The organism is Nocardia sp. PLKS1-43, assembly GCF_059510335.1.
Genome location: NZ_JCAJZQ010000016.1, coordinates 17,089 through 40,283 on the forward strand (window position 1 = coordinate 17,089; position 23,195 = coordinate 40,283).

The 23,195-nt window shown below is 69.5% G+C and carries 23 protein-coding genes; 11 read left to right on the forward strand and 12 right to left on the reverse strand.

Annotated features, from left to right (window positions below):
* Window positions 1–19: 19 nt before the first annotated feature.
* From ftsL to AC5WS7_RS35675, 5 genes are all read right to left on the reverse strand, one after another.
* A complete protein-coding gene (gene ftsL / locus AC5WS7_RS35655; protein ID WP_495959048.1) occupies window positions 20–802 on the reverse strand; it encodes a cell division protein FtsL in 783 nt (260 codons plus the stop codon).
* A 37-nt stretch (window positions 803–839) separates the two neighbouring features.
* Window positions 840–1,823: a 16S rRNA (cytosine(1402)-N(4))-methyltransferase RsmH gene (gene rsmH, locus AC5WS7_RS35660; protein ID WP_495959208.1), complete on the reverse strand. Its 984-nt coding sequence runs from the start codon at window positions 1,821–1,823 to the stop codon at window positions 840–842.
* Window positions 1,824–1,985: 162 nt separating this feature from the next.
* Entirely contained in the window at window positions 1,986–2,417 is a 432-nt protein-coding gene (mraZ, locus tag AC5WS7_RS35665; RefSeq protein ID WP_067892173.1) for a division/cell wall cluster transcriptional repressor MraZ, read from the reverse strand.
* Between the two features lie 445 nt (window positions 2,418–2,862).
* Window positions 2,863–3,285 (reverse strand): SCO2097 family morphological protein, encoded by a 423-nt coding sequence (locus tag AC5WS7_RS35670; RefSeq protein ID WP_495959049.1) that lies wholly within the window; start codon window positions 3,283–3,285, stop codon window positions 2,863–2,865.
* Window positions 3,286–3,408: 123 nt separating this feature from the next.
* Entirely contained in the window at window positions 3,409–3,840 is a 432-nt protein-coding gene (locus AC5WS7_RS35675; RefSeq protein ID WP_495959050.1) for an SAV_6107 family HEPN domain-containing protein, read from the reverse strand.
* A gap of 244 nt (window positions 3,841–4,084) precedes the next feature.
* Between AC5WS7_RS35675 and AC5WS7_RS35680 the strand changes: the two genes are divergently transcribed.
* The 5 genes from AC5WS7_RS35680 to AC5WS7_RS35700 all read left to right on the forward strand — a co-directional run bounded on the left by AC5WS7_RS35680 (window position 4,085) and on the right by AC5WS7_RS35700 (window position 9,161).
* Window positions 4,085–4,741, forward strand: a complete 657-nt coding sequence (locus AC5WS7_RS35680; RefSeq protein WP_495959051.1) for a GNAT family N-acetyltransferase — start codon at window positions 4,085–4,087, stop codon at window positions 4,739–4,741.
* Window positions 4,738–6,300, forward strand: a complete 1,563-nt coding sequence (locus tag AC5WS7_RS35685; protein ID WP_495959052.1) for a phytoene desaturase family protein — start codon at window positions 4,738–4,740, stop codon at window positions 6,298–6,300. Before AC5WS7_RS35680 ends, AC5WS7_RS35685 begins: the two co-directional genes overlap by 4 nt.
* Entirely contained in the window at window positions 6,294–7,115 is an 822-nt protein-coding gene (locus AC5WS7_RS35690; protein WP_495959053.1) for a carotenoid biosynthesis protein, read from the forward strand. Before AC5WS7_RS35685 ends, AC5WS7_RS35690 begins: the two co-directional genes overlap by 7 nt.
* 27 nt (window positions 7,116–7,142) lie before the next feature.
* On the forward strand, window positions 7,143–7,880 hold the full coding sequence (locus AC5WS7_RS35695; RefSeq protein WP_495959209.1) for an LppM family (lipo)protein: 738 nt from the start codon (window positions 7,143–7,145) through the stop codon (window positions 7,878–7,880).
* A 99-nt stretch (window positions 7,881–7,979) separates the two neighbouring features.
* A complete protein-coding gene (locus AC5WS7_RS35700) occupies window positions 7,980–9,161 on the forward strand; it encodes a glycosyltransferase family 2 protein (RefSeq protein WP_495959054.1) in 1,182 nt (393 codons plus the stop codon).
* 62 nt (window positions 9,162–9,223) lie between these two features.
* On the opposite strand, the gene AC5WS7_RS35705 is transcribed toward AC5WS7_RS35700, so the two are convergent.
* Together AC5WS7_RS35705 and AC5WS7_RS35710 are read right to left on the reverse strand one after the other, a co-directional pair.
* Window positions 9,224–9,946 carry a hypothetical protein gene (locus AC5WS7_RS35705; protein WP_495959055.1) on the reverse strand — a complete coding sequence of 241 codons (723 nt, stop codon included), beginning with the start codon at window positions 9,944–9,946 and terminating at the stop codon, window positions 9,224–9,226.
* Window positions 9,947–10,048: 102 nt separating this feature from the next.
* A complete protein-coding gene (locus AC5WS7_RS35710) occupies window positions 10,049–11,044 on the reverse strand; it encodes a methylenetetrahydrofolate reductase (RefSeq protein ID WP_495959056.1) in 996 nt (331 codons plus the stop codon).
* A gap of 135 nt (window positions 11,045–11,179) precedes the next feature.
* On the opposite strand from AC5WS7_RS35710, the gene AC5WS7_RS35715 reads away from it, so the two are divergent.
* The 4 genes from AC5WS7_RS35715 to AC5WS7_RS35730 all read left to right on the forward strand — a co-directional run bounded on the left by AC5WS7_RS35715 (window position 11,180) and on the right by AC5WS7_RS35730 (window position 16,632).
* The gene (locus tag AC5WS7_RS35715) at window positions 11,180–12,319 is read left to right on the forward strand and encodes a polyprenyl synthetase family protein (protein ID WP_495959210.1); all 1,140 of its coding nucleotides are present in this window, start codon (window positions 11,180–11,182) and stop codon (window positions 12,317–12,319) included.
* Window positions 12,316–13,899: a phytoene desaturase family protein gene (crtI, locus tag AC5WS7_RS35720; RefSeq protein ID WP_495959057.1), complete on the forward strand. Its 1,584-nt coding sequence runs from the start codon at window positions 12,316–12,318 to the stop codon at window positions 13,897–13,899. The genes AC5WS7_RS35715 and crtI overlap by 4 nt, the downstream gene beginning before the upstream one ends.
* Window positions 13,900–14,029: 130 nt before the next feature.
* Window positions 14,030–15,691 carry an alpha-(1->6)-mannopyranosyltransferase A gene (locus AC5WS7_RS35725; protein WP_495959058.1) on the forward strand — a complete coding sequence of 554 codons (1,662 nt, stop codon included), beginning with the start codon at window positions 14,030–14,032 and terminating at the stop codon, window positions 15,689–15,691.
* The gene (locus AC5WS7_RS35730) at window positions 15,688–16,632 is read left to right on the forward strand and encodes a phytoene/squalene synthase family protein (RefSeq protein ID WP_495959059.1); all 945 of its coding nucleotides are present in this window, start codon (window positions 15,688–15,690) and stop codon (window positions 16,630–16,632) included. The genes AC5WS7_RS35725 and AC5WS7_RS35730 overlap by 4 nt, the downstream gene beginning before the upstream one ends.
* A 381-nt stretch (window positions 16,633–17,013) precedes the next feature.
* Here the strand turns inward: AC5WS7_RS35730 and AC5WS7_RS35735 are convergent, their stop codons facing one another.
* Window positions 17,014–17,382 (reverse strand): Rv2175c family DNA-binding protein, encoded by a 369-nt coding sequence (locus AC5WS7_RS35735; protein WP_495959060.1) that lies wholly within the window; start codon window positions 17,380–17,382, stop codon window positions 17,014–17,016.
* A 115-nt stretch (window positions 17,383–17,497) separates the two neighbouring features.
* Here AC5WS7_RS35735 and pknB point away from each other — a divergent pair, with 115 nt between their 5' ends.
* On the forward strand, window positions 17,498–19,432 hold the full coding sequence (pknB, locus tag AC5WS7_RS35740; protein ID WP_495959211.1) for a Stk1 family PASTA domain-containing Ser/Thr kinase: 1,935 nt from the start codon (window positions 17,498–17,500) through the stop codon (window positions 19,430–19,432).
* On the opposite strand, the gene AC5WS7_RS35745 is transcribed toward pknB, so the two are convergent.
* From AC5WS7_RS35745 to AC5WS7_RS35755, 3 genes are all read right to left on the reverse strand, one after another.
* Complete coding sequence (locus AC5WS7_RS35745; protein WP_495959061.1) at window positions 19,407–19,820, reverse strand: hypothetical protein; 414 nt, start codon at window positions 19,818–19,820, stop codon at window positions 19,407–19,409. The two genes, pknB and AC5WS7_RS35745, sit on opposite strands and share 26 nt — an antisense overlap.
* A 234-nt stretch (window positions 19,821–20,054) precedes the next feature.
* Window positions 20,055–20,354, reverse strand: a complete 300-nt coding sequence (locus AC5WS7_RS35750; protein WP_040821110.1) for a hypothetical protein — start codon at window positions 20,352–20,354, stop codon at window positions 20,055–20,057.
* Window positions 20,355–20,380: 26 nt separating this feature from the next.
* Window positions 20,381–21,766 (reverse strand): class II 3-deoxy-7-phosphoheptulonate synthase, encoded by a 1,386-nt coding sequence (locus tag AC5WS7_RS35755; protein WP_495959062.1) that lies wholly within the window; start codon window positions 21,764–21,766, stop codon window positions 20,381–20,383.
* Between the two features lie 90 nt (window positions 21,767–21,856).
* Here AC5WS7_RS35755 and AC5WS7_RS35760 point away from each other — a divergent pair, with 90 nt between their 5' ends.
* A complete protein-coding gene (locus AC5WS7_RS35760) occupies window positions 21,857–22,345 on the forward strand; it encodes a polyadenylate-specific 3'-exoribonuclease AS (RefSeq protein ID WP_495959063.1) in 489 nt (162 codons plus the stop codon).
* 48 nt (window positions 22,346–22,393) lie between these two features.
* Here AC5WS7_RS35760 and AC5WS7_RS35765 read toward each other — a convergent pair whose 3' ends face one another.
* Window positions 22,394–23,119, reverse strand: coding sequence for a lysophospholipid acyltransferase family protein (locus AC5WS7_RS35765; RefSeq protein ID WP_495959064.1), 726 nt, complete (start codon window positions 23,117–23,119; stop codon window positions 22,394–22,396).
* Between the last annotated feature and the right edge of the window lie 76 nt (window positions 23,120–23,195).

Here is a 23,195-nt window from a genome sequence, read left to right on the forward strand (position 1 = left end):
CCGCCTCGTGCGCCGGGGCTCACTGGGTGGCCCCGGCCGGAGCGGGCAATGCGGCGGGTGCGGGCGGACGCGGCGCCGGCACGGTCTGATCGACGCGGGCCGCGGGAGCCCGGGTCGGCGTCGGCCCCGCCGGCGTCGCGGCCGCGGGAGCGGCCGGCGTCGTCGGCGTCGCGGCGGCCGGAGCCTGCACGGATGTGGCCGGCCCCTGCGTCGTACTCGGCAGAGCCGTCACCGGAACGATCCGTTCCCCTTGCGCCTGACCCGGTGTCGGCGTGGCGGGCGTGGTATTCAGCGGCGGGGCGGGCGGGCCGACCTGCGCGGTCTCCTTACCGATCACCGTGACCGCGCCGTTCGGCGCGACGATCAGGCGTGCGGGATCCTTGGCCGGGATCATGCCCAGCTCGCGCGCCCTGGTCGCCAGTTCCGGCGCGGCATCGGCCGCGGCGACCTGACGCTGCAGTTCGGCCTGCTCGTCGGAGAGCTGCTGGTTGATCCGGCGCGCGTCACCGAGCTGATAGCTGTCCTCGGCCGAGCGCGTGGTCAGCAGCAGCGTGCACATCAGGCCGCAGCCCAGCAGCACCAGAATCGCCACCACGAACGGGATTCGGCCGCTCATCACCGAACGCCCCGGCAGCGGCGGCAGCACCGGACCGCCCTCGACGCGGTTGCGCCGCCGGGCGTACGCGCGCTTGGCCGCACCCGATGTCACGTGGTCGGCATCGTGCACCCGGCGCGGCACGTCCCGCCGCTGCGCGGTCTTGCCGTCACGTCGTGGTGCGTCCACCCGTGTACGCACGCTCATAGTCCCGCCTCCCCTACCGTTCGCATGTCGCCCGAACTCATCGCGACGCCTGAATTCGTTCCGCCGCGCGCATCCGGACCGGCGCCGCGCGCGGATTGTCCTCGATCTCGGCGGCCGTGGCCTTTTCCGCACCACGGGTCAGCACCTTGAATTCCGGCCCCATACCGGGTAATTCGACGGGCAGGTCCATCGGCGTCCGCGAGGTCGATCGCTGCGCGAGAACATGTTTGACCACTTTGTCCTCCAGCGATTGATAGGACATGACCACGATGCGGCCGCCGATCTCGAGCGCGTCCAGGGCGGCGGGCACGGCGGCCTCGAGCGATTCCAGCTCCCGGTTGACCTCGATCCGCAACGCCTGGAACGTGCGCTTGGCCGGATGCCCGCCGGTGCGCCTGGTCGCGGCCGGAATGGCGGCGTAGAGCAGTTCCACCAGTTCCGCGCTGGTGGTGAAGGGACGCTGCGCCCGCCGACGGACTATCTCGCTCGCGATGCGGCCCGCGAAACGTTCCTCCCCATAGGTTTTCAACACTCGGGCCAGCTCGCCGTGGCTGTAGGTGTTGAGCACATCCGCGGCGGTCGGGCCGGTGGTCGGATCCATCCGCATATCCAGCGGCGCGTCGACCGAATAGGCGAAACCCCGGTCGGTCTCGTCCAATTGCATCGAGGACACGCCCAGATCCATCAGAATCGCCCGCACCGAACCGGTTTCGGCCAGACCGGCCTCGCGCAGCGCCGCGGCTATGCCGTCATATCTGGTGTGTACCAGCGTGATTCGATCCGCGAAGGGCGACAGCCGCGCCCCGGCGAGCTTCAGCGCCTCGGTGTCGCGGTCCAATCCGACGAGCCGGATCGAGGGATAGGTACGCAGGAAGTGTTCGGCATGACCGCCCAGACCGAGTGTGGCATCGACCATGACGCCACCGGAACGCAATGCGGGACCGAGGATTTCGTCGGCTCGACCGAGCAGGACCGGAACATGGCGGGGTGTGTGATCGGCAAGATCCACCTCGACCTCCAGATCCTCCTCGCCCCTGTCGCGGCGTCGCTGGTGCGCATCGAACTCACTAGGTCGGACGGCCAATGCCCCGGGGTCTCTGACCGAAGCACGGCACCTGGCGTTGGGGAAGTACGTCAGGGTCCGCGTCGGGCAGAGGCCGCAGGACACTCGCCTCGCTCGGGGTTAGAAAATTCCGCCCAGCGACTCGTCTCTGGCCATCGAGTAGTCCTCCTCGTTCTCGGCGAGGTAGGACTCCCACGCCTGCTTATCCCAAATTTCGAGGAAGTCGACCGAACCGATCACCACGCAATCCTTGGTCAGGCTCGCGTAGCGGCGGTGTTCGACCGACAACGTGATGCGCCCCTGGGCATCGGGACGCTGCTCATCCGTGGAGGCCGCCAGGGCTCGGACGAATGCCCGGGCCTGCGGATTGCTCCGGGACGCCGAGGCGGCTCGCCGCGCCAGCGCGGTGAACTCCTCCTTCGGGTACACGGCAAGGCTGTGGTCCTGCCCTTTCGTGACCATCAACCCTCCCGCCAGTTCGTCCCGAAACTTCGCGGGCAACGTGAGTCGCCCTTTGTCGTCCAGCCGAGGCGTGTAGGTACCGAGAAACACGTCTCGACACCTCCCGCGTGATCACCCCGTCTGGTTGGTCTCCGCTTGTGCGCGCTCCACATTACCCCACTTTCCCCCACTTTCAATCGAAAGCCGTCCCGATCTCACCCCAAGGGAACCAGATTCCCCTGGTCACACCAGCTATCAGGCCGGTGGGGAGATTTTTCCGAGATACACGACACGCGAGCACGATCGGACACATGACCCGGAAACCGCCAGCAAACCCACCGATCGCATCGGCTATAACCGCACGAAAGCACGGCCTCGGGAGCACCGGTGGGGGGAGGTGGGGAAGCGTGTGGGGCGAGGTGGGGGTTCGGGTGGCAGGACCGTGCGGACCGGGAAAAGAAAGAGACACGCCGCACAGTGTGCGGCGTGTCGCGTTATTCGCGCCGGATGCGGCGCAGCGCAAAACCCGGATCCGTCTGCCGGATCCGGGCCTTTGTCAGTTGTCTTGTTCGAACCGGCGCCTGAACCGATCCTCCATGCGGGCGGAGAAACCACCGCCCTGCTTGCGCTGTTTGCCGCGGCCCGCTGTGGACCCGCCGCCGTGTGCGGCGTCGTCACCGCGGCGACCGGCGCTCGATGCGCCCGAGCTACCCAGGAGCAGCAGCACTCCGGCACCGAACATCACGATGAAACCGAAGAGGCTGATGATGGGAAACCCGCCGGGTTTGACAGGCAGAGCGACACCCGCGATCAGCAGGCAGAGGCCGAGGACGAAGAGTACGGCCGACTGAAGTCTGCGTCTGCCCGTAGCAGAGCGGAGACGCCCGCCTCGGACGGTCGAGGCGAACTTGGGATCCTCAGCATAGAGCGCGCTCTCGATCTGTTCGAGCATGCGCTGCTCGTGCTCGGAGAGTGGCACGGTACCTCCCCCGGCACTAGGTGTGGTGGTCGCCTCCGGGTAGGCGACGGACAGCCGACCTTGGCGGCTCTCTGCCACCATGATACGAGTTCGATCTGTGCGGTACCACCTACTCGCCGATGTTCACGCCGAGCCGTCGGCCAGCCACCCCGTGATCGGGCGCATCCGGGCCGCCGCGCTGATCGCATCCTCCACGTCGTGCAGGAACGCGCCTACGCGCGAGGCGAACTCGTCGGCCAGCTGCGCGTCGACCGGACGTTCCAGTCCGGCCTCGAGTGCCGCGCGGGTCTCGGAGTAGGAACTGAAGTAGTCCGACCACATCACGAATTCCGGTGCTGCCTGCTGCATCAGCACCCACGCGTTGCGCGAGCGAGCCCGCGGCGCGCGGTCGGCACCGGTCAGCGCGAGCACCGCACCGGCGCCGCGCAGGGCGGCCAGATATGCGGTACGGAACCGCTCCCGCGGATCGGATTCGGCGGCGGCCTGCAGCAGCAACCCGTCCGCCCGGTCCAGCAGACCGCCCGCTCGCCCCGGATGCTCCTTCCGACCTGCCATCACGGCACCTCCCTACCGTCGCACACAGCTCCACCTCGCTCGGCGATAGCTCCCAGCGCGAGGAGCGCTGTGCTCATTCGTCCGCTCGATCGGGCCCGGCTCACGCGGCACATCGGCGACCACGCGAACCGAACAGGTATTCGAACGTTTCAATGGGTGTGAATATAGAGACGACCACCGACAAACTTTCGCGCTCGCGCTCGCGGCGAGCGCCCGGGCCCAACGAGAGCCGCGCCGACCGGATATGACAGCCGCCAGACTTCCTCACGCACCCGCCCCCGTCGTCATCGACCTCTCGGCCGCCGCCCTGCGCTCCCGGTTGCCCGACGCGCTGGCCGTCTACGTCGCGGCGATGGACTATCCGCGCGGTACCGAATACCACCGCGCGCCGATGTGGACCGAGCACACCGCGCGGCCGGGCTGGCAGGCGGTGGCCGCCGTGGTCCCCGACGACACCGGCCGCTTCGATCTGCGCAGCGCGCCGATCGTGGGCATCGCCTACGGCTATCACGGTGCGCCGCATCAGTGGTGGCATCAGCAGGTACACAACGGAATGCGGCGCTCGGGCTGGACCGAGTACGCCGCCCGCGACCTGCTCGCGGACTACTTCGAACTGACCGAACTGCACGTCCATCCCAGCGCGCAGGGGCACGGCCTCGGCGAGACGCTGCTGACCCGGCTGCTGCGCAATCGACCGGAACGCGCGACGCTGCTGTCCACACCCGAGGTGGACCGGGAGGCCAACCGCGCCTGGCGGCTGTATCGCCGGCAGGGATTCACCGATGTGGTGCGGCATTTCGTCTTCTCCGGCGACACCCGGCGCTTCGCGGTGCTCGGCCGGCCGCTGCCGTTGCAGACCCCGCCGATCGCCGGACCGCCCGGGCCGGGCCCGCGGCCGTGACGGTCCTGATTCTGGGTTCCGGCCACAACGCACTGGTCGCGGCCTGCTATCTGGCGCGGGCGGGCGAACGGGTCGAGGTGCTCGAACGCGACGAGATACCCGGCGGCGCGGTCTCGACCGTGGAGCGGTTCCCCGGCCATCTGGTCGATCGCGGATCCTCCGCGCACATCATGATCCGGCACACCGGGATCATCGAGGAACTCGGGCTCGATCGGTTCGGACTGCGCTATATCGACTGTGACCCCTGGGGTTTCGCCCCCGCGCCGCCGGGCACCGACCTCGCGCCGATCGTGTTCCACCGCGACCTGGACCGCACCTGCGCCGCGATCGAGAACGCCTGCGGGCCACGCGACGCGGACGCGTACCGGCGCTTCGTGCGGGTGTGGGGGCCCCGGGCGCAGCGGGTGATGCGGGCGTTCACCGGGCCCCCCGCCCCCGGCCGGCTGTTGCGCTCGTTCTGGGGTCTGGACGCGCGGGCCGGCGGCAGCGCGCTGTCGCGGGAATTCCTGCAGTCCGGAGACGCGCTGCTGGACAGCCACTTCGACGACGAACGGCTCAAAGCGGCGCTGGCCTGGTTCGGCGCGCAGTCCGGACCCCCGATGTCCGAGCCGGGTACCGCGCCCATGGTCGGATTCGCGGCGCTCATGCACACGCTCCCGCCGGGGCGCGCGGTCGGCGGAAGCGGTGCTCTGACAACGGCTCTGGCCGCGCGGCTGCGTTCGGACGGTGGTGTGCTGTCCTGCGGTGACGCGGTCACCGAACTGCGTCGGGACGGCACGGGCTGGCGAGTGCGTACCGCCGCGGGCCGAAACCTGTTCGCCGACACCGTGATCGCGGGCACGCACATCCTCACCACCCTGGACCTGTTGCGGCGCGGCGGATTCGACGCCGGGGTACTCGACGACTGGGTGCGCCGCATCCGGGTCGGCCCGGGTATCGGCATGGTCGTGCGGGTCGCCACGAACGCCCTCCCCAGCTATCCGGGTGCGACGGCCGGCCAATCCGCCCGCGGACTGCAACTGCTCGCCACCGACCGGCGACAACTGCGCCTGGCGCACGGCGCGGCGCTGGCGGGCGAACTGCCGCCGCGGCCGGTGGTGCTGGCGATGAGCTTCAGCGCGCTCGATCCGAGTATCGCCCCGGCCGGACAGCACCAGCTCTCGCTGTGGGCACAGTGGCATCCGCGGCACCTGGCCGGCGGGCGCGACTGGGATGCGCTCGCCGAGCGCGAGGGCGACCGCATCATCGCCGAACTCGACGCGGCCGCACCGGGTTTCGCCGGCACCGTACTGGACCGGTTCGTGCAGACTCCGGCCGATTTGGAGCGCGAACTCGGCCTGATCGGCGGCAATGTCATGCACGTGGAGATGTCGCTGGACCAGATGTTCTTCTGGCGGCCGCTGCCGGAGCTGTCCGGACAACGGGTGCCGGGCGCGCCCGGGGTCTACCTGACCGGGGCGTCCACGCATCCCGGCGGCGGCGTGTCCGGGGCCGGCGGGCGCAGTGCCGCCCGGCTGGCGCTGCGGGACCTGCGCCGCCCGCGGCTGCGCCGGTGGTGACCGCGCGGCCGGTCCGCGCCGCGATCCGCCGGGCGCCCGCGATCACGGCCGTGCTGCTGATCCTCGCCCAGATCACCTATCCGTTGACCACGGGGGTGGGGCGGGACCGGGTGACCGCGGCCGTGGTACTGCTGTCCGCGCTGACCGCACTCACACACGCCTGGGCGACCCGCGGTCCGCGCTGGGCCGCCGGACTGCTGCTGATCGTGTCCGGACTCGGGCTGGCCGCCGAGATCCTCGGCGTGGCAACGGGCTTCCCGTTCGGCTGCTACACCTATGCGCAACACCGGCTCGGTCCCGAACTGGCCGATGTGCCGCTGCTGGTGCCGCTGGCCTGGACCGGCGGGCTGTACCCGGTCTGGATCGTGGCCGGACTGCTGTGCCGGCCGGGCAAACCGAGAGCCCGGACACGTATTCCGCTGACCGCGGTGGGCGCGGTCGGCTGGGATCTGTTCCTGGACCCGCAAATGGTGTCCGCCGGACAGTGGTCGTGGTGCTCCCCGCTGCCCGGACTGCCGGGGACACCGCACATCCCCTGGACGAACTATCTGGGCTGGTTCGCCGTCGCACTGCTGATGGCAGCGTTGCTCGAGCTGCTGGACCGCCGCGACGCCGCGGCGGACCGCGGGACCGCTGTCCCGGTGTTCGTGTTCGGGTGGACCTGGCTGGGCTCCACTCTGGCCCACGCGGTCTTCCTGGACCTGCCCGCCTCGGCCGGGTACGGATTCCTCGGACTCGGCCTGCTCGGCGTTCCGCTGCTGTACACCTCGGCCCGTCGCATGCCGGTCCGCTCGGCGGGCCATGGCACGATGTGACCCGTGCAGCCGAGTCCGACACCACCGATGCCCGATGTCGCGAGCGCAGCCCCGCGCCGCGGCACGAAGCCGCCGACCCGCCGTCGCGCCTGGTCGGCGGTATTACTGCTGGCCATATCGCTGCCATTGCTGGCGGGCTGCCTGCGGGTCCAGGTCTCGATGGGCGTGTCCTCGAACGACCGGGTGTCGGGCCATATCGTCGTCGCGGTCGTGCCCGCCAACGACAAGGACAAGGGGCCGCAGCTGAAGGCGCCCAGCGCGCTGGCCGCCAAGGTGCGCGTCGAGTCGTACACCCAGGACGGCTACGTGGGCAGTCAGGTGTACTTCGACGATCTGACCTTCGGTGAGGTCGGCGAACTCGGCGGCCTGTCCGATCAGACGCAGGGCATGTTCAACCTGCAGTTCGTCCGGACCGGCGATCTGGTCACGCTGACCGGCCGGGCGGACCTCAAATCCGTGCCCCCGCAAGGGTCGGACATCCAGTTCACCGTCGCGTTCCCGGCCCGGGTGGCCACCACCAACGGCACCCGCGAGGGCGATTCGGTGGTGTCCTGGAAACTGCCCGCCGGGGATGTGAGCACGGTGCGCGCGGAGGCCAGCTACGCCGACCCGAACACCCGCTCGTTCGCCGGTTGGGCCGGGATCGTGGGCGGTATCACCCTCGCGGTCGCGGCGCTGGTCGCGGTCATCGCGTACCTGAGCCGCAATCCGACCCCGAACTACGTCACCCGGCTGCGCGAGCACCGCACGCGCGAGAAGGTCTGACCCGACGGGTGGGCGGTGGATGTCACATCACGGCGTCTTGCGGGTATGTACGTGGCATCCGGGCGAAACGACCGCGGATACCCGCGAGAACGGAAGCGTATGAGAAGCACTCTGGTGAGACGAGCGGTGACGGCCGGTACAGCGGTCTCGGCGGCGGGCTGTGCCCTGACGGTCTTGAATCGGCTCACCGTGCGGCGGCTCGGAGTGGTGGGTCCGCCGGTGATCGAACCGGTGACCGTGTGTATCCCGGCCCGGAATGAGGCGACGCGACTGCCGGGCTTGATCGCGGATCTGCGCGGGCAGCACGGCGTTTCGCGGATGCGGGTGCTCATCCTCGACGACGGGTCGGGAGACGACACCTATACCGCCGCGGTCGCGGCGGCCGGGGAGGACGAGCGCTTCACCATCATCACCGCGCAGAGCGATCCCCGGCCCGGCTGGACCGGGAAATCCGCCGCCTGCGTTCGCCTGGCCGAGATCGCCTGGGCGAGCGCGGATTCCGATGAGCCGCCCGCGGGTGCGCTGATCTTCCTGGACGCCGACGTCCGGATCGGCGCGGGTGCGATCGCGGCGGCGGTCGGCGAATTGCGCCGTACCGGTGCGGGATTGGTCTCGCCGTGGCCGCGTCAGCTGGCCGGGTCGTTCGCCGAGACGCTGGTTCAGCCGCTGTTGTGCTGGGCGTGGGCCGCGACGCTGCCGGTGCGCCTGACCGGACGCAGTCTGCGCCCGTCCACCGCGGTGTCCTGCGGGCAGTTCCTGGCCTTCGACGCGGCCGCCTACCGTGCGGCGGGCGGCCATGCCGCGGTGGCCACGCACGTCACCGAGGATCTCGCGCTCGCGCGGGCCGTCCGGCGGGCCGGACGACGCACCGTCCTGGTCTCGGCGGGCCGCATCGCGAACACCCGGATGTACCGGGGCGCAACCGAACTCGACACCGGGTACACCCGCTGGCTGTGGTCGGCCTACGGGTCCGCGGCGGGCAGTGCCGCCGTCGGCGCGGCGGCCGCGCTGGCCTTCTGGGTTCCGCCCCTCGCGGCGTTGTTCGGCAGAGGCGTCACGCGCCGCGTCGGACTGCTCGGATACGCGTGTGCCGTCGCGAGCCGCTTGGCCGCCGGCTCGCTGGAATCCGGTGGGACACTGGCCCCCTCGGATATCCCCGCCGCACTGGCCCACCCGCTCTCGGTCGCCGCGTACCTGCGCCTGTCCATCCGCTCGCATCGTCTGCATCGATCCGGAACTCTCACCTGGAAAGGCCGAGCGGTCGCCGAGCGCGTCGGCTGATCCGAGCGAAATCGTTTGCCCGCCCGACTTTCTCGGTGTCCGGGCGGGCTCGGCGGGTCGACTCAGCTGACTCGGGTGAGGCCTACGGTCGGCAGGAACAGGCAGGTTCGGTTGCCGTTGCGCACGGAGCCGAAAACGGCGGCCAGGACGGTTCCCGAACCGGTGTCGACCGGGACCGCGCGAACCCCGCCCTGCGGCAGTGCCGTGCCGAGGAAGTTCTCGATGGCCTGTTGGGCGAGCGGGCGCATCGCCGGGGCGACCTGCGGCGGAACCATGGACTTGGCCACCTCGGCCACCGAGCCCATCGGGCTCACGCCGCTGCGTCCGGTGCCGGCGTTGAACCAGGCCACCTGCATCCCGGAGGTGTCCGGACTGTCGGGGCCCAGACCGTAGGGCACGAAGGCGAACATCGTATGCCCGGCCTTGACCGCGGACAGATCCACTCCCGGCGCGCTCACCGTGGTCTTCGGCCACGGGCCGGGCACCGCGCCCGCGATGGCCGGGACCAGGCCCAGGGTGCTGCCGTCCGCGCAGAACGCCGAGGCCGAGGGATACAGGAACGGGTCCATCCCGAACTGCCGCAGTCCCTCGATCGCCTGCTGATAGGCGGTCAGCGCGTCGGTCTGCGCGATGGCGCGGTGCCAGGCGGTGGTCACCGCCGACGCGGCAGCCGCGGCGGACGGGCCCGGCGGCGCCGCCGACGCGGCGGTGAAACCGGTGCAGGCCAGCGCGGCGGACACACCAACCGCACCGGCGACACGGACGAGATTGCGCAATACGGCCATCGGCATTCTCCTAGTCGTCACGGATCCCGGGTCCTCACGGGTGCGCGTGATCGTACGCGCCGCATCAGCGCATCGACGGCTAATCCGGCCGCGAAACGCCGACTAGGCCTCGACCGGTGTCGGTGCCACGGTGTATCCGAGGTTTGTGAGCACCTCGGTGGTCGCCTTGGCGAAGTTCAGGGTGATGAAATGCAGGCACGGCGCACCTTCGGCAATCAACCGCTGACCGATTTCGGTGGCGATCTCGATACCGACCTCGCGCACCGCGTCGCGGTTGGCCTCGGGATCGTTGCCCGCGGCCCGCTCCAACCGGGCCATCAGCGCCGCGGGCAGCGGGCGGCCGGACAGTTCCTCGGCGCGCTGCACGGTCCGTAGCGAGGTGATCGGCATCAGCTCCGGGATGATCGGCTTGTCCCCCTGCACCGGATCACACGCGATCACCCGATCGCGCAGGCGCAGATAGTGATCCACGTCGAAGAACATCTGCGTGATCGAATACTCCGCGCCCGCACGCAGTTTCGCGCACAGGTAGCGGGTGTCGTGGTCCAGGTCCGGCGACCGGTGGTGGCCCTGCGGGAAGGAGGCCACCCCGACGTGGAAATCGCCCAGTTCGCGCACCATGCGGACGAGTTCCTCGGCGTATTCGACGCCCTCGGGATGGCGCTGCCACTCCCCCAGCGGGTCACCGGGCGGATCGCCGCGCAGCACCAGCAGATTGCGAATTCCGGCGTCGGCGTAGACGCCCACGATCGAGCGCAGCTCGGCGACGCTGTGCGCGACGGCGGTCAGGTGCGCGACCGTGAGCAGCGTCGTCTCCTGCGCCAATTCCCCGGTGACCCGCGCGGTGCGGTCGCGGGTGGAACCGCCCGCACCGTAGGTCATCGAGACGAAGGCCGGATGCATGCGCTCGAATTCGCGGGCCGCACGCCACAGCCGGGCCTCGGCCGCCGAATCGCGCGGCGGATTGAATTCCACCGAGAACGGAATGCTCCCGTCGGGGCGCGGCCCGAGGCGTGCCACGACGGACGGAGTTCCGGAAACCTGCGGCGGGCGGGGTCGGCCTGGGGTCGATCGTCCCCGTACGTTGTCGAAACTCACCGGACCAGTCTAGTGGGACGCCCCTGGCCGGGCGGGGCCGTCCGCCGCGATCGAGGCCCCGGCCGACACAGTATCGTTCCCATCCAGGGACGCCAGCGCGTCCGAACCATATGCGGCGGCGTTTTTCATTCGGTGCTGTCGCGGCAAGTCACCTGGGAGGTTCCGTTGTCGGCCGATACCTCGACACGTCCGGGCCCGGCATCGGATTCGGCCGGGCTGATCGCCGCCGTCGCCGAGGCGCTGAACCGGTTCTTCGCCACGCGGCGCGAGATCGTCGCCCAGTTGGGCCCGGTCTTCGTCGATGCGAGCGAGGCGTTGCAGGACTTCGTCCTGCGGGGCGGCAAACGCACCCGCCCGGCCTTCGCCTGGACGGGCTGGCTGGGCGCGGGCGGTGATCCGGACGGCCCGCAGGCCCCGGCGGTGCTGCACGCGTGCGCCGCGCTGGAACTGGTGCAGGCGTGTGCGCTGATCCACGACGACATCATCGATTCCTCGCGCACCCGGCGCGGCTTCCCGACCGTGCACGTGGACTTCGAGCGGCGCCACACCGCGCGCGAATGGGGCGGCGACGCAGGGCATTTCGGTATCAGTGTCGGCATCCTGATCGGCGATCTGGCCCTGGCGTGGGCCGACGACATGGTCGCCGGGGCCCGGCTCGACCCGGCCGCGCGCGCCCGGTTCACCCCGGTCTGGGCGGCCATGCGCACCGAGGTGCTCGGCGGTCAGCTGCTGGACATCCACGGCGAGGCGGGCGAGGACGATTCGGTCGAGTCGGCGATGCGGGTCAACCGGTACAAGACCGCCTCGTACACGATCGAGCGGCCGCTGCATCTGGGGGCGGCACTTGCCGACGCGGATCCGGCCCTGATCACGGCCTATCGCACCTTCGGCACCGATATCGGGCTGGCCTTCCAACTCCGGGACGACCTGCTCGGCGTGTTCGGCGATCCGGCGGTGACCGGTAAACCGTCCGGCGACGACCTGCGCGAGGGCAAGCGCACCGTGCTGATCGCCGAGGCGCTGCGCCGCGCCGACGCCGCCGACCCGGCCGCCGCCGCCACGCTGCGCAGCCGGCTGGGCACGGATCTGACCTCGGACGAGGTGAACAGGTTGCGCGAGATCATCACCGAATTGGGCGCGGTCCAGGACGTGGAACGCCGCATCACCGAACTCACCGAGCGCGGCCTCGCGGCGCTGGCCGGATGTTCGGCGACGCCCGAGGCCAAGCGCCGGCTCGAGGCGATGGCCGTGGCCGCCACCCGGCGCGTCGCATGAGGACGGTCACCGGGAGCACCGATCGCGTGGTCGTGGTCGGCGCGGGACTGTCCGGGTTGTCCGCGGCGCTGCATCTCACCGGCGCCGGGCGTGCGGTCACCGTGCTCGAGCGGGCCGATCATCCGGGCGGACGGGTCGGGGTGTATCGCGGGCCGGATTACGAGATCGACTCCGGGGCAACGGTTCTGACTCTTCCCGGGCTCATCGACGAGGCGCTGGGCGCGGTCGGGACCGACAGCGCGTCGCGGGGGCTGCGCATTCACCGGCTCGCCCCGGCGTATCGGGCGCGTTTCGCCGACGCGTCGACCATCTCGGTGTTCTCCGATCCTGAGGAGATGGCCGCGGAGGTGGCCCGCGCGTGCGGGCCGGACGAGGTCGCCCGGTACCGGCGGCTGCGTGCCTGGCTGGCCCGCGTCTACGCGGCGGCCTACGGCGAATTCATGGACAGCAATTTCGATTCGCCGCTGGATATGGTCACCGTCGGCCGCAAGCGCGCGGCGCTGCGCGAACTGGTGCGCGCGGGCGCGTTCGGGCGGCTGGGCCCGCGAGTCGGGCGGATTCTGCGTGATGAGCGGCTGGCCCGGTTGTTCACCTTCCAGGCCCTGTACGCCGGGATGGCGCCCGCGCAGGCGCTCGGGGTGTACGGGGCGATCCCGCACATGGACACCTCCCTGGGCGTGTACTTCCCCGAGGGCGGTATGCGCGCGGTGACCGCGGCCCTGGCCGGCGCGTTCACCGATGCGGGCGGGCGGCTCGAGCTGGGCGTCGAGGTGACCGGGATCGACTACCGCGACGGCCGAGCGCATCGGGTGCGCACCGATGCTGGGACCTACGACTGCGATGCGGTGGTGCTCACCGTCGATCTGGGCGCACTGCCCCGGTTCGGCATCACCCGCCGGCGTCCGCTGCGCGCCGCGCCCTCCGCGGTCGTCGCGCACGGCACGATCCCGGCCGAGATCGCCGCGACGTGGCCGGTCCAGGCCCACCACACCATCGAATTCGGCCGAGCCTGGGACCGTACGTTCACCGAGATCGCCGCGCGACGCGGCCGGGGACGGACGATGAGCGATCCGTCGCTGCTGCTGACCCGGCCCGCGCTCAGCGATCCGGGACTGTTCATCGAGCGCGATACCCGCCACGAACCGTTCTCCCTCCTGGCTCCCTGCCCGAATCTCGTTGCCGCGCCGCTGGATTGGCCTCGCCTGGGCCCGGCCTACCTGGCTGAGCTGCTGCGCGTGCTGGAAGGTCGCGGCTATCGCGGCATCGCCGAACATTTCACCGTCGACCATCTGGACACCCCGCGTACCTGGGCCGACCAGGGCATGATCGCCGGAACCCCGTTCTCCGCGGCGCACCTGTTCCGGCAGACCGGCCCGTTCCGCACCCGCAATCTGCCCCGTTCGGCGCAGAACGTCGTGCTGGCCGGTTGCGGGACCACACCGGGGGTCGGCGTGCCGACCACACTGCTGTCGGGAAAGCTGGCCGCGCAGCGGATCACCGGGCGCACCGCCGCGGATGCGAGCCGATTCCCGGCCGAGCGGGCGCGCCGGACCGGATCGGCGACGGGCGTTGCCGGGTGAATTACCGGCATGCCGACATACAATGCGTGCCGACCGGCGCGATAGTGTTCCCGACAGGACTATTAAACTGGCCCGCGACCTACTGACCGCGGTTCCGACCGCATGCGATTCCCGGGGGGAACGACGACCTATGCCGACCCCCGAACCGTCAACCGCCACCGCGGAACCCATCGCCACCACCGCGGCCCCGCAGCCGGAGGCCACGGTGAGGACGCACACCCCGCGCTGGTGGCTGCGTTTCGCCGGTGAGTTCCTGCGCAGCCCGGAGGGACATGCCGCCTTCCTGGGTTTCTGGGGTTCGCTCATGATCACCCTCGGCGGCCTCGGCGCGGGTGCGGTGCGCCGCAACGACCCGCTGCTCGAGTCCGCGCATCTGTCCTGGTTGCGCTTCGGTCACGGGTACACGCTGGCGACGATCGTGGTCTGGCTGGGCGTGCTGTCGATGATCGTGGCCTGGGTTCGACTGGGCCGCATCACAATCGGCCTCGGCGGCGGCGTTCGCATGATCTCGGGTCTGCGCAACGGCGCCGACCCGGACAGTCCGGTGACGCTCAACGAATTGCGCGCGATCGTGGGCATCTGGATCTTCCCGCTGCTGTTCGCGGTGCCGATGTTCAGCCAGGACGTGTACTCCTACCTGGCCCAGGGCGCGCTGCTGCGGGACGGATTCGACCCGTACAAGGTGGGCCCGGTGGCCAATCCGGGCGTGCTGCTGGACAACGTGAGCCCGGTGTGGACCACCACCACCGCGCCCTACGGGCCGATCTTCCTGCTGCTGGGAAAGTGGATCACCGCGATCACCGGCGACAACGTCGTGGCCGGGACCTGGGCCATGCGGCTGGTGATGCTGCCCGGTCTGGCCCTGATGATGTGGGCGGTCCCGCATCTGACCAAACATCTCGGCGGTAAGCCGACGGTGGCGTTGTGGCTGGCGGTGCTCAATCCGCTGGTGCTGATCCACCTGATCGGCGGCGTGCACAACGAGATGCTGATGGTCGGCCTGATGGCCGCCGGTATCGCGCTGGTGCTCGAACGTCATCACGTCGCGGGCATCATGGTGGTCGCGATCGGCGTGGCCATCAAGGCCACCGCGGGCGTGGCGCTGCCGTTCCTGGTGTGGATCTGGATGATCCACGAGCGTGAGCGGCGCGCGGCGAAGAACGAGGGCCCGCTACCGCATCCGATCTGGACGTTCGCCAAGATCGGCGGGCTGGGTATCTCGGTGTTCGCGGTGGTCTTCGCCGCCGCCTCGGCCGCGGCCGGGGTGGGCATCGGCTGGCTGACCGCGCTGTCGGGATCGAAGAAGATCATCAACTGGTTGTCGCTGCCGACGATCATGGCGCACATCGTCACCTGGTTCACCCCCTGGGCGCTGGAACCGGTGCTGTTCTGGACCCGCTCCTTGTGTGCGGTCGCCCTGGTGGTGGCCCTGATCTGGACCTGGTGGCGGTTCAAGCTGACCGAGCGCGAGGCCGTGCTCGGCATCCTGATCGCCTTTGTCGCGATCGTCGTGCTGTCCCCGGCCGCGCTGCCCTGGTACTACTCGTGGCCGCTGGCGCTGGCCGCCGGGTTCGCCATGTCCACGACGACGCTCATGGTGCTGGTCGGGCTGTGCACGTGGTTGATGCTGGTGTTCGAACCCGGTGGGGCCATCGGGCTGTACAACTTCTGGTACGTCGCGGCGGCCACGTTCGCCGCGGTGGTGGCGGCGTTGTCGTTGCGCACGGTCGACCCGCTGCGGCTGCGCGCGGGCACCGGTAAACCCAGTGGCAGCGTCCAGTCGCCGCGATGACGACGGTTGCCGCCGCGGCGGCCGGGAGCGGTGAGCTGTCCGACGCCTACCGGCGCTGCCGGGATATCGCGGCCGCGCACGGCCGCACCTACTTCCTCGCGACACGGTTGCTGTCGGCCGAACAACGTCCGGCCGTGCATGCGCTGTACGCGTTCGCGCGGACGGTCGACGATATCGTCGACCACGAAAGCGCCTCTGGCGCAAGTATTTCCGCGGCCGCGGTACACCGGCTGGACCGGATCGAGCAGCGGTTGCGCACCCGCCTCGAACACCGCGCGGAGCCCGAGCCGGACCCCGTGCTCGCGGCCGTCGCCGACACCATCTGCCGGTATCGGATTGCGCCGCAGCACTTCTGGGTGTTCCTCGAGGCCATGCGGATGGATGTGCCCGGCAGCGCGCGATTCCGGAACAGGTACCGCACGATGACCGAATTGCGCGACTACATGCGCGGTTCCGCGGCCGCCATCGGTCTGCAACTGCTGCCGGTCCTGGGCACGGTGGTGCCTGTGGCCGAGGCCGAACCGGCCGCGGCCGCACTCGGCGAGGCGTTCCAGCTGACCAATTTCCTGCGCGACGTCGGTGAGGATCTCGACCGCGACCGGGTCTACCTGCCGTCCACCGAACTGGCCGCCTTCGGCGTCGACGAGGACCTCCTGCGACACTGCCGCCGCACCGGCCGCACCGACCGGCGGCTACGCCGCGCGCTGGCCCATCTCATCGCCACCAACCGGGCCCTCTACCGCGCCGCCGACCCGGGCATCGCCCTGCTGAACCCCCGGGTCCGCCCGGCTATCCGCACTGCCGCCCTGCTCTACGCGGCCATCCTCGACGAGATCGAGCACGCCGGCTACGAAGTGTTCGCCCGCCGCGCCGTCGTCCCCGCCCCACGTCGCCTGCGCGTCGCGGCCACACACCTCCCCGCCACCCTCACCCGTCGCTGAACCGCGACAAACCACTGCGACGCGAAGCCGAACCACCGACCAGCCAGGCCCGTTCACCCAGGACAACGCCAACCCCAAGGTTCGCGGCCCGTCTCGCCGGTCGGACGCGTGGCGGGTGCAAGGAACGAGTACCCGACACTGGGCCGAACGGTGAGACTTCGGGGGCCGCGGACCCGCCAGAGCGGAGCGGAGGAAATCCAACACAGTTCGCGGCCGTCTCGCCGGTCGGACGCGTGGCGGGTGCAAGGAACGAGTACCCGACACGGGGCCGAACGGTGAGACCCGCAGGGCCGCGAACACGCCGGAGCGGAGCGGAGGCCGAAAACGCAGTTCGAGACTTCGGGGGCCGCGAACAGGCGGAGCGGAGACAGGCGATACAGCTCAGAAGGGATCTGCGGCGGCTCGGCGGAGGACTTCGCGGGCGAGTGGGCCGTGGATGGCATCGATAGGGCGGCCGGGCAGGGACGAGTCGTCGCGGTAGATCCATTCCAGGATCTCCTCGTCGGTGTATTTCGCATCACGCATGACCGTGATCAGGCCGGTCAGGTGTTTGGCGATCGCGCCGTCGGAGTCGAAGAAATCCTTCGGGATGCCCGCGATGCCGTCGCGACGGACCGCGATGATCTGGTGGTCTCGCAACAGTTGATGCACCCTGGTCACGGCCATGCCCAGTTGCTCGGCCACATCGGGCAGGGCGAGCAGGGTCACCGACTCCGGCAGCACGTCGTCGCTGCATGGAAATGCGCTCACACCGACAACGGTAGTCTGCACCGCACGCCTATACGATCGGTGGTGCCGCCACAGGGGTGGCACAGCGAGAGGTGAGAGCTTTGCGAAGGGCGGAGGACAGCAGTTGATCGGCCAGATGCTGGACGGGCGCTACCGCATCGATGCGCCGATCGCCCGGGGTGGCATGTCGATGGTGTTCCGCGGGGTGGACACGCGCCTGGACCGGCCGGTCGCGATCAAGGTGATGGATCCGAAGTTCGCCGGGGACCCGCAGTTCCTGAGCCGCTTCGAATTCGAGGCCCGCGCGGTGGCCAAACTCAAACACCCGTCCCTGGTAGCGGTGTACGACCAGGGCGTCGACGGTGACCACCCGTTCCTCATCATGGAGCTGGTCGAGGGAGGCACCCTGCGCGAACTGCTGCGCGAGCGTGGTCCGATGCCGCCGCACGCGGTGGCCGCGGTCGCCGAGCCGGTGCTGGCCGCGATCGGGGTGGCGCATCGTTCGGGACTGGTCCATCGCGACATCAAACCCGAGAACGTGCTGATCTCGGACGGCGGTGAGGTCAAGATCGCCGATTTCGGCCTGGTCCGCGCGGTGGCGGGGTCGAATATGACCTCCTCGAGCGTCATCCTCGGCACCGCGGCGTACCTCTCGCCCGAACAGGTGGCGGACGGCAGCGCCGACGCGCGCAGCGACGTGTACTCCTTCGGCATCCTGATCTTCGAAATGCTCACCGGCAGAACGCCGTTCACCGGCGATACCTCGCTGTCGATCGCCTATCAGCGGGTGGAGAAGGACGTCCCGAACCCCAGCCGGTTCATCGAAGGCGTGCCACCGGAGTTCGACGAGCTGGTCGCGCGCGCGACGGCCCGCGAACCCGCGCACCGATTCACCGACGCCACGGAGATGGCCGGGGAGCTGCGGCGGGTCGTGCGGGAGCTGAATCTGCCCGCCTACCGGGTCCCCGCGCCGCGCGAATCGGCCGAACACCAGTCCGCCCGGTATCGCGCGGTCACCCCGCAGCATCCCGTCCCCGCCGAACCGGCAACCACCCGCATGGCCGCGGAGCCGGCCGTCTCCCCGCACACCCGGGTGATGACCACCTCGCATTCGCGGGCCGAGCCGGCGGGCTATGTGCCGCCGCCCGAACCGCGCCGGCCCTACTATCCCGAATACGACGACGACCGCAGCCGTTCCCGGCGGCGAGTGATGATCTGGGCGGCGATCGTGGTCGCGCTGGCCCTGCTGCTCGGCGTCGGCGGCTGGTACCTGGGCGTCGAACGCTACTCGGCGGTCCCGGCGATCGCGGGTATGGACACCGCCGCGGCCACCACTGCCCTGCAGCAGGCCGGATTCTCCACCACACAGCGCAACAAGGCGTCCGATACGATCCCGGTCGGCGGCGTGGTCGGCACGGATCCGTCGGCGGGTGCGCGCGTGCTCAAGGGGTCGACGGTCGCGATCCTGGTGTCCAGCGGCAAGCCCCAGGTGCCGCGGTTCAGCTCCGGCCAGGACGTGCAGTCGGTCGAACAGGCCATCCGCGATCAGGGTCTGACCCCGGTGAACAGCGGCGAGGTCGCCAGTACCGCACCGAAGGGTTCCGTGGCGAAACTGGACCCGTCGCCGGGTACGGTACTTCCCTCCGGCGCCGCGGTGAAGGTGTTCCGCAGCAAGGGGTCCGTTCAGGTCACCCTGCCCGATGTGAGCGGCAAGAGTGTCGACGAGGCCAAAGCGGAGCTGCAGAGTGTGGGAATCACCGTGCAGGACACCAGAACTCAATTCGATGCGCGCATGAAGGCCGACCAGGTGATCGGCACCGATCCGGCCGCGGGAACGACCGCGCTGTCGGGCAGTTCGGTGACGCTCATCGTGTCGAATGCGGTGCAGGTGCCCGACGTGGTGGGCAAGAGTGCGAGCCAGGCCCGCACGGAACTGGAGAATCTGGGCTTCAAGGTCGTGCTGAATCAGGTGTTCAGCACCGATCGCGGCACGGTCCGGGTGCAGACGCCGTTCGGCGGCACCAATGTCGCGCCGGGCAGCACGATCACCCTGACCGTCCTGCCGTTCTGACCGGCGACCCGACACTCGCGCCGGCCAGCAGGTCCGAACGGCTGATGCCGAGCCGGTTGGCGGCCAGATCGATGGCCTGCCCGAGCACTTCCTGCGAACTGATCCCGACGACCTGGGACTGTTCGAGCCGGGTGTCGCCACGCACCACCCGGATCCGGCATCGCCAGGTGCCACCGCCGCGGTCGATTTCCGGCCGCTCGATGACGACCGAGACCGCGTGGCCGTCGACGATCGCGTCGTGGGTGACCAATTCGGTCGTCGTGGGGGCCGGCCGAGTTGCCGCACCGGTCGGATATCGGTCCTGCCGGCGCGCCGTATAGCGCCGGCCCATACCTGAAAGCAATTCACCAGTTACCGACATCGCGCGCATCGGGGCCTCCCACTGCATTTCCAGCTCATTGTCGCCGGAGCGACGTACCAATACCGGAAAACCTAACGCACCGATCCCCATACAGCAACAGTTCAGCAAATACCCGCTACGGGTGACTGCGCCCACGAGCGGGAAAGCTCAGCGAAAAGCACTGCCGCACAACGGAACTCGTGAGCCGGTCCCGGGAATGCCGGGCTCCGGCCGGCAAACATTCGGCCCCTGGAACGGCACCGATCGATAACGACGCGATACTCAGGCAACCGCGAGCAGCGGGGCTCCGGTCTCCGGATCGTTGATGGCGACGACGGTATCGGTGGTGAACACGTCCACCGAGACCCCGCCGATACTCGGGCTGATATTCGTCGTCACCTGCGCCGAAACCGCGGCCGGATCGTAACCCCAGGAAATGTTGAAGATCAGCAGGCGACTGCCGTCGCGCAACACCACTTCCGACGGGATCCCGTCCCGGTCGCGGTCGCGCAGCAACCGCAGGATCGTGCGATCGGCGGGGTCCACCCGCAATACACCCGCCCCACGGAATACGACGTTCACCGCTGCTCGCCCCTCGTCGCCGGCGATCAGCGCAGCATCTCCGCGACCAGGAAGGCCAGTTCCAGCGACTGCTGAGTGTTCAGACGCGGATCACAGGCCGTCTCGTACCGATCCTCCAGATCCAGATCCGAGATGTCCTGCGCGCCACCGAGACATTCGGTGACGTTCTCCCCGGTCAGCTCGATGTGCAGACCGCCGGGATGGGTGCCCAGCGCGCGGTGCACCTCGAAGAATCCCTGCACCTCGTCCACGATCCGATCGAAGTGCCGGGTCTTGTAGCCGGTCGAGGATTCGTGCGTGTTGCCGTGCATCGGATCGCACTGCCAGATCACCTGATGGCCGGTCGCCTGCACCTTCTCGATGATCGGCGGCAACACCTCACGCACCTTGTGATTGCCCATCCGGGCGACCAGCGTCAGCCTGCCGGGTTCGTTGTTCGGATCGAGCCGTTCGACGTACTCCACCGCCTGGTCCGGAGTGGTGCCGGGACCGATCTTGAGCCCGATCGGATTCGCCAGCAGTTCCGCGAAGGCGATGTGCGCGCCGTCCAGCTGCCGGGTGCGCTCCCCGATCCACAGGAAGTGCGCGGACAGGTCGTAGAGCACCGGATCACCGGCGGCGTTGTACGCCAGCCGCAACATGGCACGCTCGTAGTCCAGCACCAGCGCCTCGTGGCTGGCGTAGATCTTGGCCGCCTGCAGGCTCGGATCCTGCACCCGGCACGCGGTCATGAACCGCAGACCGCGGTCGATCTCCTCGGCCAGCTGCTCGTACCGGGCGCCGGCCGGGGACTGCGCGACGAAATCACGGTTCCAGTCGTGCACCTTGTGCAGATCGGCCATGCCCGCGCCGGTCAGCGCGCGCACCAGGTTCATCGCCGCACTGGCATTGGCGTAGGCGCGCACCAGACGCGACGGATCGTGTTCCCGCAGTGCGCCGTCCGCGACGAGCGAGTTCACCATGTCGCCGCGGTAGGACTTGAGCCCCAGGGCGTCGGTGTCGGCCGAACGCGGCTTGGCGTACTGCCCCGCGATGCGGGCCACCTTCACCACCGGCAGGCTCGCACCGTAGGTCAGTACCACGGCCATCTGCAGCAGGGTGCGGATATTGCCGCGGATGTGCGGTTCGGTGTTGTCGGCGAACGTCTCCGCGCAATCGCCGCCCTGCATCAGGAAGGCTTCGCCGCGCGCCACCTCGGCGAGATGCGTGCGCAGTTCCTCCACCTCCGCCGGGACGCAGATCGGCGGGACACTCTCGAGCACCGTGCGCATCCGCTCGGCCTGTTCGGCATCCCAGGACGGCTGCTGCAACGCGGTACGGGCCAGCGCGTCGTCGAGCCGACGACGCATTTCCGCGGGGAGCGGAGGCAACTCCGGCAAGCGATCGATCGGTACGTCGACGGTCCAGTTCACCAGACAAGAATAGATTCGGCCGCAAACTCGTGCGAACTCGGAGGTGGGGCAGCTCGCGAACGCGCGGCGAATACACCGTAACCTCGTCCGGTGCGCTACTTCTACGACTCGGAATTCATCGAGGACGGAACCACCATCGACCTGGTCTCGATCGGCATCGTCTGCGAGGACGGCCGCGAGTACTACGCGGTGTCCAGCGAATTCGATCCGGACAAGGCGGGCCCGTGGGTGCGGCGCAACGTACTTCCCAAACTGCCCGCCCCGTCCTCCCCGCTGTGGCGCACCCGCAAGCGGATCCGCGACGAGATCCATCGCTTCCTGATCCCGCGCACCGGCATCGAGCCGGAGCTGTGGGCCTGGGCCGGCGCCTACGATCACGTCGCGCTGTGCCAATTGTGGGGTTCGATGGTCGATCTGCCCGGCGATATGCCGCGTTATACCAACGAACTGCGACAGCACTGGGAAATGGCCGGACGTCCGGCATTACCGCCGATCCCGGCCGATGCGCACGACGCCCTGGCCGATGCCCGGCACAATCTGGCCAAATTCGAGGCGATCGAAAAAGCGCGCCGCATGTGATGCGGCGCGCTGGGTTCCGGCGGTGAATTCCGGTGGGGTGTACCGGATCTAGCCGGCGATCGTTTCCGGCACCCGGTCCGCGTCGGGGCGGCTGCCCGAGGGCACGCCCTTCTTCAGGCTGGCCGCGTACACGTCCACGTACTCACGCCCGGACATCCGCATCAGCTCGTACATGATCTCGTCGGTGACCGCGCGCTCGACGAAACGGTTGCCGCCCATCCCCTCGTAGCGGGAGAAGTCGATCGGCTTGCCGAACTTCACCGTCACCTTGCGCAGCCGCCAGCGGAACGGTCCGGGCGGGCAGACCTCGTCGGTGCCGATCAGCGCGACCGGAATCACCGGGACGCCGGTCTCCAGCGCCAGGCGCGCGACGCCGGTCTTGCCCTTGTAGAGCCGCCCGTCCGGCGAACGGGTGCCCTCCGGGTACAGCCCGACCACGCGGCCCTCGTTGAGCAGTTTGCGCGCGGTGTTGAGCGCGCTCTCCGCGGCATCGGCCCCGCTGCGATCGATCGGGTACTGCCCCGAGCCGGCGAAGAACCACTTCTGCAAGCGGCCCTTGATGCCCGGGGAGGTGAAGTATTCGGCCTTGGCCAGATAGGTGATCCGGCGCGGGCTCATCAACGGCGTGAACAGCCAGTCGGTGAACGACAGATGATTGCCCGCGAGAATCACCGGTCCGTCGGCCGGTATATTCTCCACACCCTCGACCGTCGGTCGATTGAAAAGATGCATGAACGGGCCTGGGAATACGTACTTCAGCAGCCAGTAGAACATTGCGTCCTTTCACCCCAGTCTTCAATTTCCGGCTACCGGCGTCGTCGCGGGCACCACAGTACGATGCCGACTCTAC